18 protein-coding genes are annotated in these 19,566 nt (G+C 32.4%); all 18 read right to left on the bottom strand.

Translation table 11 applies throughout. From position 1 onward, the window contains the following. Nucleotides 1-102 precede the first annotated feature (102 nt). The 18 genes from BMX09_RS01050 to BMX09_RS01135 all read right to left on the bottom strand — a co-directional run bounded on the left by BMX09_RS01050 (nucleotide 103) and on the right by BMX09_RS01135 (nucleotide 19,427). Complete coding sequence (locus BMX09_RS01050) at nucleotides 103-1,734, bottom strand: Na/Pi cotransporter family protein (protein ID WP_089745768.1); 1,632 nt, start codon at nucleotides 1,732-1,734, stop codon at nucleotides 103-105. Between the two features lie 118 nt (nucleotides 1,735-1,852). Then, nucleotides 1,853-2,863 carry a CPBP family intramembrane glutamic endopeptidase gene (locus BMX09_RS01055; protein ID WP_089745770.1) on the bottom strand — a complete coding sequence of 337 codons (1,011 nt, stop codon included), beginning with the start codon at nucleotides 2,861-2,863 and terminating at the stop codon, nucleotides 1,853-1,855. Between the two features lie 14 nt (nucleotides 2,864-2,877). Then, nucleotides 2,878-4,224, bottom strand: a complete 1,347-nt coding sequence (locus tag BMX09_RS01060) for an MATE family efflux transporter (protein ID WP_089745772.1) — start codon at nucleotides 4,222-4,224, stop codon at nucleotides 2,878-2,880. Between the two features lie 65 nt (nucleotides 4,225-4,289). Beyond that, the gene (gene cbpB, locus BMX09_RS01065; RefSeq protein WP_089745774.1) at nucleotides 4,290-4,763 is read right to left on the bottom strand and encodes a cyclic-di-AMP-binding protein CbpB; all 474 of its coding nucleotides are present in this window, start codon (nucleotides 4,761-4,763) and stop codon (nucleotides 4,290-4,292) included. An 18-nt stretch (nucleotides 4,764-4,781) separates the two neighbouring features. Further along, entirely contained in the window at nucleotides 4,782-5,294 is a 513-nt protein-coding gene (locus BMX09_RS01070) for a YfcE family phosphodiesterase (protein WP_089745776.1), read from the bottom strand. A gap of 12 nt (nucleotides 5,295-5,306) precedes the next feature. Continuing rightward, complete coding sequence (gene racE / locus BMX09_RS01075) at nucleotides 5,307-6,755, bottom strand: glutamate racemase (RefSeq protein ID WP_089745777.1); 1,449 nt, start codon at nucleotides 6,753-6,755, stop codon at nucleotides 5,307-5,309. A gap of 257 nt (nucleotides 6,756-7,012) precedes the next feature. Further along, on the bottom strand, nucleotides 7,013-8,308 hold the full coding sequence (locus tag BMX09_RS01080) for an ABC transporter permease (RefSeq protein WP_089745780.1): 1,296 nt from the start codon (nucleotides 8,306-8,308) through the stop codon (nucleotides 7,013-7,015). Next, nucleotides 8,301-9,200, bottom strand: coding sequence for an ABC transporter ATP-binding protein (locus BMX09_RS01085; RefSeq protein ID WP_089745782.1), 900 nt, complete (start codon nucleotides 9,198-9,200; stop codon nucleotides 8,301-8,303). The genes BMX09_RS01080 and BMX09_RS01085 overlap by 8 nt, the downstream gene beginning before the upstream one ends. A 20-nt stretch (nucleotides 9,201-9,220) precedes the next feature. Then, nucleotides 9,221-9,943: a histidine phosphatase family protein gene (locus BMX09_RS01090; RefSeq protein WP_089745783.1), complete on the bottom strand. Its 723-nt coding sequence runs from the start codon at nucleotides 9,941-9,943 to the stop codon at nucleotides 9,221-9,223. A 159-nt stretch (nucleotides 9,944-10,102) separates the two neighbouring features. After that, a complete protein-coding gene (gene smpB, locus BMX09_RS01095) occupies nucleotides 10,103-10,564 on the bottom strand; it encodes an SsrA-binding protein SmpB (protein ID WP_089745785.1) in 462 nt (153 codons plus the stop codon). An 11-nt stretch (nucleotides 10,565-10,575) separates the two neighbouring features. Then, nucleotides 10,576-13,002: a ribonuclease R gene (gene rnr, locus BMX09_RS01100; RefSeq protein WP_089745914.1), complete on the bottom strand. Its 2,427-nt coding sequence runs from the start codon at nucleotides 13,000-13,002 to the stop codon at nucleotides 10,576-10,578. Between the two features lie 21 nt (nucleotides 13,003-13,023). Further along, complete coding sequence (locus BMX09_RS01105) at nucleotides 13,024-13,758, bottom strand: alpha/beta hydrolase (RefSeq protein WP_089745786.1); 735 nt, start codon at nucleotides 13,756-13,758, stop codon at nucleotides 13,024-13,026. An 85-nt stretch (nucleotides 13,759-13,843) separates the two neighbouring features. After that, complete coding sequence (gene secG, locus BMX09_RS01110) at nucleotides 13,844-14,074, bottom strand: preprotein translocase subunit SecG (RefSeq protein WP_089745788.1); 231 nt, start codon at nucleotides 14,072-14,074, stop codon at nucleotides 13,844-13,846. An 89-nt stretch (nucleotides 14,075-14,163) separates the two neighbouring features. Next, nucleotides 14,164-14,841, bottom strand: coding sequence for an aspartate/glutamate racemase family protein (locus BMX09_RS01115; RefSeq protein WP_089745789.1), 678 nt, complete (start codon nucleotides 14,839-14,841; stop codon nucleotides 14,164-14,166). Between the two features lie 17 nt (nucleotides 14,842-14,858). After that, entirely contained in the window at nucleotides 14,859-16,049 is a 1,191-nt protein-coding gene (locus BMX09_RS01120; RefSeq protein ID WP_218138902.1) for a carboxylate--amine ligase, read from the bottom strand. Between the two features lie 3 nt (nucleotides 16,050-16,052). After that, nucleotides 16,053-17,885 carry an asparagine synthase (glutamine-hydrolyzing) gene (gene asnB / locus BMX09_RS01125; RefSeq protein WP_089745792.1) on the bottom strand — a complete coding sequence of 611 codons (1,833 nt, stop codon included), beginning with the start codon at nucleotides 17,883-17,885 and terminating at the stop codon, nucleotides 16,053-16,055. Nucleotides 17,886-17,918: 33 nt separating this feature from the next. After that, nucleotides 17,919-18,245 (bottom strand): hypothetical protein, encoded by a 327-nt coding sequence (locus BMX09_RS01130; protein ID WP_089745794.1) that lies wholly within the window; start codon nucleotides 18,243-18,245, stop codon nucleotides 17,919-17,921. Between the two features lie 213 nt (nucleotides 18,246-18,458). Further along, entirely contained in the window at nucleotides 18,459-19,427 is a 969-nt protein-coding gene (locus BMX09_RS01135) for a glycosyltransferase family 4 protein (RefSeq protein WP_089745796.1), read from the bottom strand. Nucleotides 19,428-19,566: the final 139 nt, after the last annotated feature.

Raw genomic sequence — 19,566 nt, forward strand, 5'->3', positions numbered from 1 at the left:
ACTGAATGATTAACTCTTTATTTTTTTAAAAGCCAATAAGCACATAAAAAATAGGATCAATGATTTTACTCATCAACCCTATAAATTATAGAACCGTATTTTTTATCCAATCATCTCTGGATCTAATTTTTTAACTGTTTCGGCAATATTACGGAAATGATCACTAATACGTTCTAAATTACTTAACAAGTCCATTACAAATACTCCTGATTCTGGGCTTGCTTTTCCTTTATGCATACGTTTCATATGTTTATCACGAATTGTAATTTTTAAGCGATCGATTTCTCTTTCGATTTCAACCACCTCGGCAACTTTTTTCATATCACCTGTTGATAAAGCATCAATTGAGAATGAATAACCACGATATACTAAATCAAAAACATAATCTAGTTCTTCTGTTACCTCTTCATCTAACTCTATTCCTTTATCAATTAAAGCTGTTGCAAAATCTGCAATATTTTCGGCATGATCACTAATTCTTTCAATATCATTAGCTGTATTAAATAATTCATCAATAACCATTAAATCTTCACTTGAAACATTTTGTTGAGAGATTTGCACTAAATACTCAACAATTGATTTTTCAAAGCGATTAACATTATCTTCACTATCATACGCTTTTTGAATATAATCTTTATCTCTATTTTTTATCGCTATGGTTGCATAACGAATCGTTTTATTAGCTTCTGTTGCCATTGAAATAAATTCATATAATGTATTTTTCAAGGCAATTGATGGTGTTACTAAAATTAATGGATCTAGATATGAACGGAATTCATAGCTTTCATCTTCATCTGTATCATCTGGCAATACCCACTCTGCAAATTTAACAATGTAATTAGCAAACGGGAATAAAACAATCACATTTAATACATTAAAGATAGTATGTGCATTGGCAATTTGACGCGGTATATTATTTGGATCAATTTGTTGAACAACATCCGTTAATATTCCTTGTAAGAATAACATAAAGTATACTGTACCAATTACTTTAATAGTCACATGAATTAGGGCTACTTGTTTACCACGATTAGAAGTTCCCAAACTACTTAATACTGCAGTTGTACATGTACCAATATTGTCACCAAAAATAATATATAAAGCCGTAGAAAATGGCAAAATTCCTTGTGACGCTAAAGCGATTAACACCCCAATTGTCGCTGATGAACTTTGTAAAATCAATGTCATTAAGATACCAATTAATACCCCAATGAAAGGATTGTCCCCATAATTTAAAATCAAACTAGCAAATGCTGGTGAATCTTTTAATGGTGATAATGAATCTTTCAAATAATTAATCCCTAAGAATAAAATCCCAAACCCTATTAAAATCTCAGCTAAATCTTTTAGTTGATTATTTTTTGTTGTTGCTCTTAAGATCAAACCACCCGCAATGGCTATAGGAGCAATTTGAGATAAATTCAACGAAACCATTTGACCGGTAATTGTTGTTCCGATATTGGCACCGAATAAAATTCCGATTGCTTGACTAACAGTCATAATACTTGCATTTACAAAACCAACTACCATAACTGAAGTCGCACTTGAACTTTGGATAACCATTGTTACAAACATCCCGACAATTACAGCCATTAAACGGTTTTTAGTTAAAGTTTTAATAAATCCTTTTAACTTATTACCCGCAACCTTTTGAAGTCCATTTGCCATTAAATTCATTCCATATAAGAATAATCCTAACCCAGCAATGGAGCTCAATAACATTTCGATATACATTCCATTTCTCCTTTTTGTTTCCATATTATTGAACTACTTTTTGATAGTAAAATACATAGTAAATTTTAACAAAAAAATAGGTGTTTTGTCACTAGTTATTTTATAAAAACTTAATTTTTTAAATGCTTGTAAGCATACTAATACCCTCAATCCCCAAAATAACCAATAAAAACCATAAGGCTACTGAAGAAAAGGCCTCTTTGAAACTAGCATTATCTTGTTTTAATTCCAAAATATACGTTTTTATTTGTTCTTTATTTCGCCAAATTATGATAGCCGTATAGACAAAAGCCACCACCAGAATCCCTATCTGAATCTTTTCAATTAGGTCTGGATTGGTAAAATCTCCTAAAGCTGTTATTAATATATTTAAAATCAAGTTATTAAAGATATGCAAAACCATCGCCCATTTAATCGAATATTCATACGTCACATAAGCCAATATTAAGCCCATTAAAAAGGCAAAAGCTGCTTGCGGTAAATTAGCATGAAAAGCCCCAAATAATAGAGAAGACAATATCATCGCAAACCATTTCCCAAATCTTTCTAAATAGTGAAGAATAGCTCCTCTAAAAATCACTTCTTCAGTAATCGGTCCAATAATTCCAGCATATAAAATAATCGGCAAACTATATCCCCCTAAAGAAGCTGCTTCAATGCTATGTAACATACTAATCCCAAATAAATTCAACAACCATTCAACAGCAGTAGAGCCCACTGAAAAAACAACTTGAACCGCCATTAAAGCTGTCATTAATCGAGCTAATGTTTTAACTGATATTTTTCTATTTTTTTCTTGCAACACTCTTATTAAGTCTGAACCTTTTTCCAAATATAAAAATAATATCACACCAAAAAATGTCGACACCAATAAACCAAGCATCAAAGCATCCGTATATGCACCTAATGCCCCCGCATTTTGAATGGATGCCACATCCAGGTATTCACCTGTCTTAATAATAGCTATCACCATTGTAACGATTGACGCAACTGTCATAATAATCTGATAACTAATTAAAAATAATGAGGTACGCCCAACTGCTTTTTTAGCACTCAAATCACGTTTTATCGGGGTTTCATTGATTGTTGTATTGTCTGTTGAATTAAAAAAATCACTTCTATTCTCCATAATTCGCCTCCTAATTAATCATTTCGATATTTTCTATAAATAAATCTATAACGCAAAATCATAAATATTCCATTACAAACCATCCCAACAATGCAACCTATCCAATAGGCATATGGTCCTAAATTAGTACAATAATCTAATAAAAATCCTGTTGGTAAGCCAATCACCCAAAATCCCATCACGCATAACGTAAATGGAATTTTCGTATCTTTATAGCCACGTAAAGCTCCTTGAAGTGGCGCTGCAATCGCATCTAATAATTGGAATAATAATCCATATGTTAAAAATGACATCGTGCGTCTAATAAATTCTGGATCAGTCCCATATAGATTGGCTACCCAGTAACTATTTTTCTTAACTAAAAATAGCGTAACACAAGCAATCCCAACAGCTAACAAGAGTGCTTCTTTTGTATATTGATGAGCCGCTTTATGATTCTTAGCACCAACCTCATAAGCCACAATAATCGTTAAGCCACTCGAAATACTCATGGGAAAAGCATAGGCTAAATCACAAAAGTTCATAGCAGCTTGATGACTAGCAATAACAGTTGAACCAAATTTTGCCATCATTAATCCTACTAAAGCAAATACAGCATACTCTACAAAAATTGAAAATCCTAAAGGTAAGCCTATCACAAAAATTTCTCTCCAGATTTTTAAATCAATTTTTTTAACTGTAAATACTTTATAAGGTTTTAATTTGGGGTGAATTCTCATACCAACAAAAGAAACTATTACCAATACCCAATAAGATATAGCTGTTCCTAGTCCAGCACCAGCTCCTCCCATTTCCGGTACATAAGCATTTCCGTAAATAAATGAATAATTAAAAAAGATATTTAATGGAACTAATAATAACATTAAAGCCATTGATAGATTCGTATATCCCAAAGCATCAATAAATGAGCGTAAAACACTACAAATCATCAACGGAAGCAAGCCAATGGATAATAACTTCAAATAATTAAAAGCCACGTTATAAACAAGCGGTTCTAAATGCATGATGCTTAAAATCGGTTCTAACGCCAGATATCCAACACCCAATAACACAAAAGCTAATAATACGCCCACATAGAGAAATTGAACAACTACACCTTCCACTTCTTTTGACCTTTGACTTCCTAATAATTGCCCAATCATTGGCACTAAAGCCGTCACAATACCTGATACTAACGCAAAAAACGGGGCCCATAAACTAACGGCAATGGCTACACCAGCTAAATGCTTCGCTCCGTAATTACCAGTCATCACCGTATCAATAAACTTTGCTGAAAAATTTGCGAATTGATAAATTAAGATTGGAATTAAAATTTTTAATAACAATTTAAATTTCTCGATTCTACTTTCTGCATGATACATTTTTTTCCCCCTTTCTATCTCTATAATAAAAGAACTCGCTCATTAGAACAAGTTCTTTCATTTACCTATTTTTCTGTTAAGATACATTGCTTATCAATTTCATGCAATGTATAGTTAACACGTTTTAACACTTCTTTACGTGTAATAATTCCAGCAAATTTATGCTCATCAGTTTCTAAACATAAAAAATTATGATTGACTAATCGATTTAAAACATCTTCAAAATCAGTATCTTGATGAACTGTTGGAAAATCAGTTTGCATAGCATCTTTTACTTTTAATTTATGCAATTGACTAAAATGAATGGTATCTTTTGAGCCTTCATTCATAATTTGGTGAATAATCATCGGAATTGAAATTAAGCCAACAATATGATTATCCTTATTAATAACCGGGATGACCGAATAATGTACTTGAGATAAGACAAGCATTGCATGATCTAAAGTATTAGAATCTAATAGAATGGCAACATTTTTTGCGGGAACATATAATTTATCTCTTTCTTCTAATAATAACTCTTCTAGCTTTCGATGGATCATTGGCAAATCCTCCCCTTTTTAAATGGTAAATTCAAATACTAATTCTTCAACAGGCTGATGATTTGCAGTGAAATATTGTACCTTAATAACCTCTTCAATATCAACAATCGCATACGTTGGGGTATCGTGATACAAGCCTCTAGGAATTGAAATACTACCCGGGTTCACACATAAAACACCATTAACTACTTGAACATCTAAGCGGTGAGTATGACCATAAAACGCAATTTTAGCTCCTTGCATTAACGCAGCATCTGCCAAATTCTCTAAGGTAACATTAACTAAATGACGATGGCCATGTACTAATAAAATCTTTTGACCATTCACATATACTAATTCTTCACGTGGAAATCCTGCATCATAATCACAATTTCCTGTTACTTTATGCACTCCTTGCCATAAACGATCAGTTGATAACATTTCAGAATCGCCACAATGGAAAAATTCCACTTCTTGTTCACGATAATAGTCAATTAATTCTCGAAAAACTTCACGATTAGTATGATTATCACTAACAACTACACATTTCATTTTTTTGACCTCCTATAATGTTACTAATATTTCTTTATTTTCTTGAAACCAGTCTTCCCATTTTGTTAATAAATCTTTAATCGCATTGGTACGGTGACTGACTTTATTTTTTTCTTCTAAGCCCATCTCAGCAAATGTTTGCTTAGCTTCTGAGAAATAAAATAATGGATCATAACCAAATCCATCCGTACCTGAAGGGAATGTAGCAATTTGACCAAAAACATCACCTTCAGCTACTAATGGGTCAACCCCTGGGGCTGCTAATACTAAAGTTGTATGAAAATGAGCTGAACGGTCTTTACCTTCTAAACCACCTAATTCAACTAATAATTTAGCATTATTGGCTGCATCGCTTTTTGGTTCGCCTGCAAAACGAGCTGAATACACACCTGGACGACCTTCTAAAGCATCAACCATTAACCCTGAATCATCTGCTAGAACTAAAGTATGTAATTCATTGGCGATTGTCTCTGCTTTTAAACGAGCATTCTCTTCAAAAGTAGTCCCCGTTTCTTCAACATCACTAATTTCAGGGTAATCTAATAGCGTTTTCACTTGATAGCCAAATGGTGCAAAGATTGCTTCAAACTCTTTAGCTTTCCCTTTATTCTTTGTAGCAATTAATAATTCTTTCGTCATGTTATGTTCTCCTTGTTGATAAGTCGTTAGATCCACTTTTTGAACAATAATATCATCAGACAACCATTTATGCGTAATTTCTTGGAATATTTGTGGATTCCCTGTTGTATAATATTCTCTTTTAGGATGGGGATTCGTTTCAAAAGTTTCTGCCAAATTAAAATAATGCAATAACACCATTAAATGTTGAACGGTTTCTGCTCCAGCATCAATTAAACAAACCTCATCACCAAACACTTCTTGAATACTCTCTCGCAATAAAGGATAGTGCGTACAACCTAACACTACTGTATCAAATTTTTGTTTTGCTAATGGTACTAAAGCTTCGTGAACAATTTTTTCAGCCTTTTGACTACCCATCTCACCATTTTCTACAATAGAAGCAAAATCTAAACACGCTTTTCCTTCTACTATAATATCTTGATCTTTTTCTATAATTAACTTTTGATATAAACCACTCTCGATTGTCCCTTTTGTTGCTAAAATCGCAATTTGTTTATTCTTTGTTTGATTAGCAGCGGCAATACTTCCTGGTTGGATCACTCCAATAACTGGAATATCTACTTTTTCCTTAATATACTCTAAGGCTGCTGCTGTTGCTGTATTACAAGCAATCACAATCATTTTAACTTGTTTTTCTAATAAAAATTGTACCATTTCCCAAGTATATTGACGAACTTCCTCAGTTGTTTTCACACCATATGGACAACGTTTTGAGTCCCCTAAATATATCATCGATTCATTAGGAAGTTGTTTGATGGCCTCCTTCATAACCGTTAATCCTCCCACACCTGAATCAATAAATCCGATTGATTTTGTCATATGCCACTTCCTCTCTAAAAAAATTCATCTTTATTATATCACGAAATATAAACACTCCGATGATTGCTTATCATTTTTTTAAACAAAAAAGAGCAATTACGACCAAAATCGTAACTACTCTTTTATTATTAAGCTGTTTCCTCTTCTTTTGGGAACATTTGCATTAATAATTTTATAACGGGAACGATTAAGAAAAATAACTTAATTAAATTACTAACCGTTACATTATTTTTACGTTTCATAAATCATAACATCTCCTATGCTTTCTTATGTTGATTTCGTAAGATGCTTAATGAGCGTTTAAAGGCTTTAAACATACTTTCATTAGTGTATACTAATACATTCGAACGATAGAATATAATCGATACCCAAGTAATGATGACCATTGATACAACTAAAATAATTAAACTAATGATAATTTGCATATTGGTAACCGTATCAGCCGCCATACGAAACGGCATTACAAATGGTGTCCAAAATGGAATATACGATGTTACAACAACTACTGGACTATTTGCATTACTCATCGCATACATGCCAACATAAAAACCAACCATCCCTAATAAACTAATGGGTGTCATCACTTTTTGAACATCTTCCGTTCTAGTAACTAATGAACCAAAAAATGCTGAAATTCCTACATAAATAATAACGCCAAAAATAAAGAATAATGTTCCATATGCTAAAACTGGACCAACTACTGCCGGAATATTAATCCCACTTGCATATTGATTTAAATACTCTCCCACAATTGGTAAATTCCAGCCTATTACAAACATCACCCCATAAATCGCAATTTGGGTGAAGGTTACTAATAAAATACCGACAACTTTTCCAAAGAAATGTGTTGTTGCTGATACACTTGATAAAATAATCTCCATAATACGTGTGCCTTTTTCAGAAGCAATCTCTTGCGCAATAATTCCTGCAAAATTCATAATAAACATAAACGTTAAAATAGCAACCGTATAAGCTGTTCCTTTTTTAACAAAACGTTCAAATTGTTGCTGGTTTAATTCTTCTTCATTTTCAGCACTTTGTAATTCACCATTTTCATCGAGTGTTAATTCTTGATCAATAACAGCAACTTTTGATTCTTGAATTTTTGCGACTTCACTTTCCGCTAAATTCAATTGAGTAGTAATGTTCGCTAATTGAATATTTGATAAATAATTATTAATATCACTTAAATCAACATTCTTATTGGTTGTCTTATGATAAAAATCAGCCTTAATATACCCCTCTTCTTCAGTAGTCACTAAGTATCCTTCAATCTCGCCATCCATTAATTGTCTTTTAGCTTCTTCAATTGAATCCACTAAAACAATATGTGGCGAAGTAATGTCTGTGGCAATTTGCTTTGTTAATGCAACTGGCTCGTCCACTAATGCAATCGTTACATCCTTAGCCCCAATTGCATCTTTAGCGATAAAGAAACCAACAATAGCAAAAATAGCCATAAAGATAATTGGTGATAACATCATAAAGATAAATCCTAATGACTTCACATTTTTACGATAAACTTCACCCACAATTACCCAAAACTTATTCATCTTTACCACCTGCTTTCATTTTGAAGATTTCTTCCAATGTTGGTGGCTGTTGATTAAAGACTGGTACATAGCCATCTTTAGCTACTAACTTAAAGACTTCACGACCTACTTCTTCATGCTCTAATTGTAACAATTTTTGATTTAATGGTAATGATTCGATTGATATAACTCCTGGAATCGCAAGAAGCTCTTCATCAGTTACATCAGCTTCCACAATTAATTTTGTACGGCCAAATGATAATCGAATATCATCAACCTCTCCCTCTAAAACTTGGTCGCCATTATGAATCATGACTAGTGAATCACAAATCTCAGCGACATTTTCCATATTATGACTTGAAAAAATAACGCAAGCACCTTTTTGTTTTAATTCCATAATCGCTTCTTTTAAGAGTGCTGCATTAACAGGATCCAAACCGCTAAACGGTTCATCTAAGATTACTAATTTTGGTTCATGAATTAATGTTGTAATTAATTGTACTTTTTGTTGATTCCCTTTTGATAAAGTTTTTATTTTATCAGTCTTTTTACCCTTAACTTGGAACTTTTCCATCCAATAATCAATCTTCGGTAGAATATCTTTCGCCTTTTTGCCACGTAATTTTGCGAAGTATAAAATTTGCTCCTGAATCGTTACTTTTGGATACAAACCTCTCTCCTCAGGCAAATAACCGATTGCATCATAATCCTCACTAGTTAATGGATGGTTATTCCATAGTACTTCTCCTTTATCTGGTGTTAAAAAATCTAATATTAAGCGAAAAGTTGTTGTTTTACCAGAACCATTTCTCCCAATCATCCCTAAAATCTCATTCTCTTTAATCGAAAATGATAAATCATTGACTGCTTTCAGTGAGCCAAATGACTTATGAACATTTTTTACTTCTAACATTTTGCCCCCCCTTTTTTATTTTATTCAAATATTTGCATTGGTAATAAGTCAAAATCACGTTCTTCAGCTTCTTTACGTAAAGCAAAATGGTGAGTTTGATTTAATGTCTGTAAATGATAATGACCATCACGATATTCTACAATACTTAGCGAAGCATTTAAAATTGGTTCGCTTAATTCAAACTCTGGGACTAATTCATGTAAAATATTTCGAATCGTCATTCCGTGGCTAACAATTAAAATATTTTGATCTGTTTCACGATGACGATTAATTACCTTTAATAGGCCTTTTTCTACACGTAACCAAAATTCCATAAAGTTTTCAGCTAAGTGTTCTGGATCCATTTCTTTTAGGCCATTTAATTCAGCTTGAATATCACGACCATTAACACTCGTAATTTCATCCTGAATATTTTTGTATAATTCTGGCCAAATATCTTCAACGTTCAATCCTTCTAAACCACCAAAAAATACTTCTCTAAATTCTGGCATCATATTAACCGTTAAGTCACGGCTTTGTTCATTATCTCGTAAAAATAATTGAGCAGTTTCTACGGTTCTTCTTAAATCACTGGTATAGACTGCATCAAATGCAATATCTTTTGAACCTAAGCCACTACGAATGGCATCTAGTCTACCTTCTTTAGTTAGTGGCATATCTGACCACCCTTGCATTTTACCAAAACGATTGTAATAAGTTTCTCCGTGACGCATGAAATATAATGTAACACCTTTATTTTTCATAATAAGCCTCCTCAAATTCATATTTACAAGTTCATTTTACAAGATATTTTATCTTTTGTCATTATAAATCGGTTACATTATCATTTTCATCATAAACATTTACCGATTTATTCACAAATTAAAAAAGAATCATTACATTTTTGTAATGACTCTCAAAATTTACCTTTCTTTTAAGGCGCGATCCATTTCACGTTTCATATCTTTTTGTTTTAAGGCATGACGTTTATCGTAATTTTTCTTACCCTTTGCAATACCAATTAAGCATTTGGCTACTCCATTTTTAATGTATACTTTTAATGGAATAATGGTATTACCGGATTGTTTGACTTCTTCTTGCAAACGAATAATTTGCTTTTTATGTAATAATAATTTTCTTGTACGAACTGGATCATGATTGAAAATATTACCTTGTTCAAATGGACTAATATGAACATTTACTAGAAAAGCTTCTCCATTACGTAAACTACAATATCCATCTTTTAGGTTAATTCTGGCTTTTCTGACTGATTTAATCTCTGTACCAGTTAATACCATTCCAGCTTCAATCGTATCAAGAATCGTATAGTCATGAGATGCTTTTCTATTTTGAGCTAATACTTTATTTGACAAACCTTTTGGCATTTAAAAACCTCCTATACGTTGCGAATTGTAAAGGAACGTTTCCCTTTATTCTTACGATCTTTAGTTTTAAGTTTTTTCTTTTTCTTATCTTTTGCTTTATATTTGCGTTTTGGTTTAGTATCTTTTTTACGGCCTTCTTTTTTATCATCACGCACAACTTTTTTATGTGTCTTACTTTGTGACGAAACTTTACGACGCTCTTGAGATTTCACAGGACGTTTATGACGACGATTAACACTATTACTTACTTGTGATAAACCTTCAATTGCTTCCACATCTGCTTCTAATAAGAAATCAATTTCACGTGCGTCGATATCAACTTTTACTAATTTAACACGAACTTTATCACCTATGCGGTAACTTTGACCAGTTCGCTCACCCATTAATACTAATTGACTTTCAATAAATACAAAATAATCACTTTGCATTTGCGAGATATGAATTAGCCCTTCAACCGTATTTGGTAATTCAACAAAAATACCAAATTTGGTAACAGAACTGACTACTGCATCAAATGTTTGGCCAACTTTTTCAACCATAAATTCTGCTTTTTTCATCTCATCAACAGCACGTTCAGCTGTAACTGCTAATCTTTCCATTTTAGAAGATTGTTCCGCAATATCTTGTAATTTTGCTTCTAGACCTATTTCTTCTTCGTGCGAAAGTTTCGTACCATGTTGGTGATAATAGCGAATCATACGGTGCACAATTAAGTCAGGATAACGACGGATTGGTGAAGTGAAATGAGTATAATCTTCAGCTGCTAAACCATAGTGCCCTGTTGGAACAACATCATATTTAGCTTGCTTCATTGAACGTAACATCATCGTTGATACGACAGCTTCATAGGTTTCGCCTTTAACTTCTTCTAAAGCTTTTTGTAATTTTTTCGGTGAAATCGTATCATTTGTACCAGTAATCACAACCCCAAAAGCTGTAATGAATTCTAAGAAACGTTGCATACGTTCTGAATCAGGTTGTTCATGAATACGATAAATAAATGGTAATTTTAATTGCTCAAAATGTCGTGCAACAGTCTCATTCGCTGATAACATAAATGATTCAATTAAACGTTCTGAAATACCACGCTCACGTAAAATAATTTCTGTAGGTTTCCCTTCTTCATCAACTAAGATTTTAGCTTCTTTACTATCAAAATCAATTGCTCCACGCGCATGACGTCGGCGAGCTAAAATATCATGTAAGTCTTTCATATCCCATAACATTTGATTGATATCTTGATATTTTTGAGTCGTTGCTTCTTCTCTAGCATAAACTTCATTCACTTCATCATAAGTTAAACGATGATCTGAGATGATTAATGATGGATAAATTTCGTGGTGGAAAACAGTACCGCTTTGATCAATATCCATCATACAAGTCATTGTTAAACGCTCTTCATGTGGATTTAACGAACAAATACCATTCGATAAACGTTGTGGCAACATTGGCACCACTCGGTCCGTTAAATAGACACTAGTCGCTCTTGTATAAGCTTCTTGGTCAATTTCAGAATGTTCTGTTACATAATGAGATACATCGGCAATATGGACTCCTAAACGATATGTCCCATCTGCTTTTTTCTCTAATGAGATTGCATCATCCAAGTCTTTTGCATCTGCACCATCAATGGTAATCGTTGGTAATTTGGTTAAGTCAACACGATCTTCTTTTTCTTTTTCGGTAATTACTTCACTAACAGCATTTGCTTCACGCATTACCTCTTCACTAAATTCAGTTGGAATTCCCATTTGCAAAAGAATAGTTAAAATATCCATCCCAACTTCATCTTTATAGCCAATTTCTTTTTTTATGACTGTTTTCAATTGGTTATCTTTTCCTTGGTAACGATAATCACAAATTTCAGCGATAACAATCGTTCCATCAACAGGATTTAAGCCATTTTCACCAACAACACAAGTAAAGTTAGATAATTTTTTATCTTTTAAAGCTATCTCACCAATAATGCCATTTTTTTCAGCAAATTCAGATGAATATCTCGTATAAACACCAACGACTTGTGATAACTTTCTTTCTAATACTTTCATTACTTTAGCTTCCGCTGATTTATCGGGAATGTTACGAACTTGTTGTTGAATTTTAACGACAACTTTATCGCCATCCATTGCATTTTTGGTATTTCCACGAGGAACAAATAAGTCTGGTTCGCCTTCAGTTACCGTTACAAAACCAAACCCTCTTTCATTAGCACGGAAAATTCCTTCTACAATATCTTTTTCTTCTTTCAAACCAAATTTCCCTTTACTAGTTAACATTAAGTGACCTCTTTCTTCTAAATGAGCTAAAGCTTTCACTAATTCTTTAAAATCTGATGAATGCTCCATTTTTAAGGCTTCACTTACTTCTTTTACAAAAAATTGTTCTTTTTCATGTTCTTTAAAAAAGTTTTTGACTTTCTCAATGATTTGTTGATTGATTTCTTTCACTCAATCACCTCCTTAATTATTTTCCATAAACGTTATAACGCTTTCTTGAAATTCTCTTCTATCTCGACTAATAGTAATCACATGGCCGCTTTCTTCAAACCAGTGAAAATCTACCAATGAATTGATTAATTTATCTTTTAATACATAAGCTGATTGCGGATCGGATATTTCATCTTTAGCTCCTTGCGCAATATAAAATGGACAAGTGACATGGTCTAAATAATGATAAACCATTTTACTAAACTTGGTTAAGCGCATCAATTGAGTATCCATCGCTTTTTGCAAGTAAATAATATCTGTTTGTGGTCGCCCTTGTTCGTTTAATTTGTGTTCGCAATATTGTTGTAAACCAATCTTTAACTGATCTAACTGGGCTGCATCTTCTGTAATTGGTGAGCAAAAGACACCGGCAGCGTCAACAAAATGCTTCTCAGCTGCTAATGTTGCCATTATGCCTCCCATTGATAAACCGAATGCATATACTTTTTGGCAACCTTGTTCACGTAAAAACTCAATAGCCTCTTGTGACTCTTTCCACCATTGATTTGGTGTTTTACTTAAAAAATCATCAATATCATTACCAACATGAGCTGAGTAATTAGGGCAATATACCGTATATCCTTCTTGATGTAATCTTTTAGCAAGCATTCTTACATCATTTGAACTTCCGGTATATGCATGAAATAAAACAATCCCTTGTTGGTTCCCTTCTAAAAAAACTGAACTAGGTTTTCTAATCATTTTCATCACTGCTCCTACTTTTTTGATTTTTGTTGCTAAAAAAGAGCACAATGCATGGAATTACACCGCAATGTGCTCAAGTCTTTCGTTATTATGCTTGCAAGAAAACTAATGCTGTTGCTAGAATCATAAATAATGCTCCTAAAATAACAGTAACGCGCACTAAAAACGCTTCAAACCCTCTTGCTTTTTGTTTACCAAATAATTGTTCTGCTCCACCAGTTAAAGAACTAGCTGCATTTGTTTTAGATGGTTGCATTGCTACAACGATAATTAATAGCACACACAACACTAACATAATTGCTAAAATTGCACTATACAAGGACTTTCCTCCTCACTATTTATTCCTACAAATCAGTTTACCATAAATGAATAAAATATGCTATAAAATCCCTCTTTAATTTATGAAAATTAATTGTTATGATAGCGAATACTTTCTCTTACTAAAACGTCTAAAGCATCGATTGTATATGCTTTGTTTTCTTTTAAAATCGGAATTAAGCTTAACTCAGTACAGGCGATAATGCCAACTGTGTCTTTATCACAGTGTCTAGCAATCAATTCATTAAAACTAGCTTCTTCAATATGATTAGTAGCTTTGATGGAATAGATAATTTCCATCACTTTTGCTCGTTCTTCACTAGATAAAGAGACAAGTTCAATATTATATTGTTCTGCATATTTTTCATATACTTTTGCTGATAATGTTCCTTCTGTTGCGAAAACACAAGCTTTTGTAAAGTTGCGTTGACTAATAGTTTCAATTGTTTTTTCAATCATATTAATAACCGGAATATCGGTATATTTTTTAAATTCATCATAATAATAATGACTTGTATTACATGGAAGGGCGATTGCTTTAACACCAATTTTATTCATTACCTCAAAGTCAGGCTTAATTGCTTGTAAGAATCTTTCGCCTCTATTTTCTAAAATACAAGAGGTTCTATCAGGCAATGTAGCATGATTTAAAATAACCGTATTAATGTGTTCGTGGTCATTTTTAGCTGGTGTACTTAAGACTAAACGCTCAAAATATTGTGCGGTTGCTAAAGAACCCATTCCACCAATAATCCCAAGAGTATACATTGCTTATCTTCCCTTCATTAATGTTTGATTTTTTTGACAACTTTCTTCAATAGCTGACCATTATAAAAGAACCATGGACCTAAATCATCCAATTCCCAAATAGCTGGTGCTAAACGTTTTGTAAATAATTTACCGATTGATTGGAAGGCATTTACTTGTTTTGTTTTATGGTAACCACGAATGGCCATCATATCTTCAAAACCATAGACAAAAGCACGATTTGTATCCCATGTAATAAACTTCTCTTCAATCTTATCTTGTTGACCCGTTAATTCTAAATAAGCAATGTATGGCATATTAATCCCTAATTTATAAATCAAATTATTAAAATTAGTTGTACGTGCATTGATTTCAATTAAATAAAGGTCACCAGTTTTTTCGTGTTTTTTGTATTCAATCTCACCAAATCCGCGATAACCAATTGCTTCTAAGAATGGTTTGCTGACATCGACTAACTCTTTATTATATTTTTGCTGGGTAAAGACACTAGCACCAAAATTAATGGGCCATTGTCTTTGTTTTTGGGCTGTCATATAATGGGTTGTTTTTCCTTGACGGTTCACATAATAATCATACGTTAACATATGATCATCAAAACCAGGAATAACTTGTTGAATAAATACATCAACTTTTTCTTGTTTACATCTTTCAATCCCAACAATCACATCTTCTAATGTATCACAGAAAATAACTTTGCGTCTGAAAATCTTTGTGAATGCTACTGTATCAGATGGCTTAATAATACAAGGGAACCCAATCTCTTCAACCTTTTGATACAAATCAGGATCATCAATAGTAATCGTTGTTGGTACACGCACCCCATGTTTGGTTGCTAATTTATGTAATTGAACTTTATCCATCACGATTGAATTCAACCCATTTTCAGCTTGGCTAATTAAATAGTATTGTGATAATTCATCATAAAAAGTATCGATAAATTCAACATATTTATCGTGCGATGGTAATAGAACTGGCTTTTCTGTTTGCTGTTTACCATATGCTACTAATTGGTCAAGTGCATGCTGATCAATCTTTGAAAGCCCCTCAACATGTAAAAATTCAGAAATATATTTTGATTTGGCACCATAAGCAGTCTCAAAATCATAATCACATGCTACAACATTAACGCCTTCTTTACCTAAACAACGAATCATGCTCAAACCAATATAATAGTTACAGCCTAAAACAACTGCTTTATTCATATTCATCACCTATACTTCCATTAAAAAATATTGATTATACCAAACTAAGAAAGTATAAATGGTATAAACTTTACGACCATTATTGATAACACCATTATAGTGATTATCTAATAATTGGTTGATTTTTGCGACATCAAAGAATTCACTCACAAATTCGCGGTTAAACATTTCTTTAACGATTTGGTAGTATTTTTCTTCTTTAATAAAGCTAACAAATGGTACAACAAAACCTAATTTACGGCGATTTGACCATGCTTCTGGAATCGAACGTTCAGCAGCTTTACGGAATGCGTATTTAGTTGTTGTATTGTGTACTTTATATTTAGTAGGAATCTTACGAGCAACATTCCACATTTCTTTATCTAATAATGGTACACGTAATTCAATAGAGTTAGCCATTGTCATTTTATCGGCTTTTAATAAGATATCATCAACAATCCACATATTCATATCTAAGTAGATACGTTTTGAGACTTCATCCATATCTTTCACATCATCATAATATTTTTTCGTTAAGTCCATCATTGTTACATCATTTTGGTAAGCTGGTGTTAGGATATCATTTGCTTCATTATCTAACATAATTTTTGCTTGTCCAATATATGAATCTTCTAATTTTTGACCAAACTTAGTGATAATGGTTTTACCGTGGAAGTGGTTAGTATTTCTTGTTTTATTAAATAAGAAATGACGTAAGCCAAATGGTAACTTCGCATATGTACGTTGTAACCAAGGCATTTCGTATTCATTATAACCAGCGAATAATTCATCAGCACCCTCACCTGATAAGACAACTTTTACATGTTCACTTGCTAATCCTGATAAGAAGTATAATGCTACTGATGACAGGTTCGCATGTGGTTCATCTGAATAGTATTGAACTTTATCAATTCCTTCAAAGAACTCATCTGGTGTAATGATTTTAGAGTAATTATCAATACCTAGCATATCTGATAATTCTTTTGCATACATTGTTTCATCAAAACCTTTATTTTCAAAACCTACTGAGAAGGTCTTATCAACATTGGCTTTTGAGACAACATAACTTGAATCTACCCCGCCTGATAGGAATGAACCTACTTCAACATCACTAATTTTGTGATATTTAATGGAATCTTCAACAGCATCTTCAATATTTTCAATTGTTTTTTCTAATCCCACATCTTCATAATCTAATTCTAAGTTAAAGTAGCGTTTTATCGTCATTTTGCCATCTTGGAATGTATAATAATGACCTGGACGTAATTTATGAACTCCTTTAAAGAATGTTTCTTCTAATGGATTATATTGGAATACTAAATAATGTTTTAAAGCTTCTTTATTCACTTCTTTTTTGAATGCTGGGTGTTTTAAAAAGGCTTTAATTTCTGAACCAATTAATAAATCTCCACCCATTTGAGCGTAGTAATATGGTTTGATTCCAAAGTGGTCTCTAGCACCAAACAATTTACCGGTACGTTTATCCCAAATTGTGAAAGCAAACATACCACGTAATTTATTTAAAATACCTTCTTCACCGTATTCTTCATACCCATGTAAGATAACTTCTGTATCCGTATGAGTTTTAAATTTATAACCTTTTTCAACTAAATCAACACGAATATCTTGATAATTATAAATCTCACCATTAAAAATAATCGCTACATCTTCATTTTCATTTAAGATTGGTTGTGATCCTGCTTCTAAATCAATAATACTTAACCGTCTAAACCCAAAATGCACATCACCATCTGTATAAAATCCATCACTATCCGGACCTCTATGAACAATCATTTGACTCATATCACGAATCACTTGCTCACCATATTCTTTTTTACTATAGTACCCGACAAAGCCGCACATACTAGTCCTCCTCTTATCTATTCAAAAGGCTCATTATTCACCTAATAAAAATTTTTCTAATCTTTCTGCTGATATCTCTTTTTCTAATTTTGAAATCATCATAGGGTCTAATTCTACTACCATCGCAATAGATTGGTCTTCATGATACGCAACAACTACTTCACCATTTTCTTCTTTTAATGTTGTTACTTTCACTTCAAAAAATTCATTTTCTAAAATAGAAATAACCTCTTCAATACAATGTTTTCTTAACAATTTAAAATGCGGTGCAATAACTTTTGGAATATAGTATACATCAACTAATTCCATTTCATCTTTATCATTATTTTTTCGTTGTTTTTTCTTTACTTTACGCGCCATGATTTCTCCTCACCTATTTTATTTCAACTTTTAATTATACAGTAATAACTATCTAATGCCAATCCTTTTAGTATATTTTCTATAACTTTTCTAGGTTAACTGCATACCCTTTTAATTTTAGCATAAAATGACTCTTATAATACAGTATTGTAATAATTCATCAATTTATTATGAAAAAACTTTTCTATCTCAGGACTTTTTCGATAGTTTTTGCTATTTTTGATTCACCTTATGATAAATAGATGATAGTTGATACCCAATTTGATCAATATCAAACCTTTTAGCAACTTGATAGCCATTTTTTACTAAAGATGGTATTTCTTGATGCATCATTTTTTGAATCATCCACATACATTCCTTATTATCCCTAAACTTATAGACAACTTCTTTTTCTGGAAATGACTCTTTGTAAATAGGTATATCCCTTACTAAAATAGGAATTTCCATTGCTAACGCTTCTAATAAAACAATTCCTTCTGTCTCTTCGTATGTCGTAAATAAAAACAAACTAGCTTCATCATAAATACGTTTCAATTCTTCTTTATCTACATATCCAGGGAAATAAACATTCCTAGGCTTTGTAGCAATTGCTTTACGTATTTTAGCAGATTGTAACGCTACATCTGTATAGCCATACCAATAAAAATCATATTGCGGTATCATTCTTGCAATTTCAATAAAATCTAGTAATCCTTTTCGTTCAATATAATGCCCCACAGAAATAATTTTATTTTTTTTACGAACTTTTTGACTGGATTGATAATATGCTAGATCAATTCCATTCGATAATACATAGATATCTTTTTTTATACCATAAGAGCGTAATAAATTTTTTGAATATTCTGTTGGAGTAATAATCGCGTCACCTCTTGTATAACAAAATATTAACCATTTTTTAAAGAAAGGTGCTAAATAATTTGAACCAATAAAAGAATTCTCAAAATCTTCCATCGTTGAATGAGCATGCATAATAACACTTTTTCGTCTTAATTTTGCATAGATAGCAGACCAACAAACACTCGGGAAAACTGTATTAAAGTGTGCTAATTGATAAGCATCTCTTGGACCTACTAATGTAATATCACTACAGTTTTCCAGTGCTCTTCTTTGGTGTTCTAGAGCTCTTCCGATACCACTTTTAGCAACAATATCTTCAAATCGACTATCTAACCAAACTTTCACTTCATTCACCTCTTAGTTACAAATATCAGATTTATTTTACCATAAAAGTCATTTTCCAAAATCTATTTTCTGCCATTCTTAACTTTTCTATAAAAAAATCCCCCTTCAGTAGACAAGGTACATAACCACATCTACTGAA

This window comes from Granulicatella balaenopterae, assembly GCF_900111135.1.
In the GTDB taxonomy this organism is placed as follows: Bacteria; Bacillota; Bacilli; order Lactobacillales; family Aerococcaceae; genus Granulicatella; species Granulicatella balaenopterae.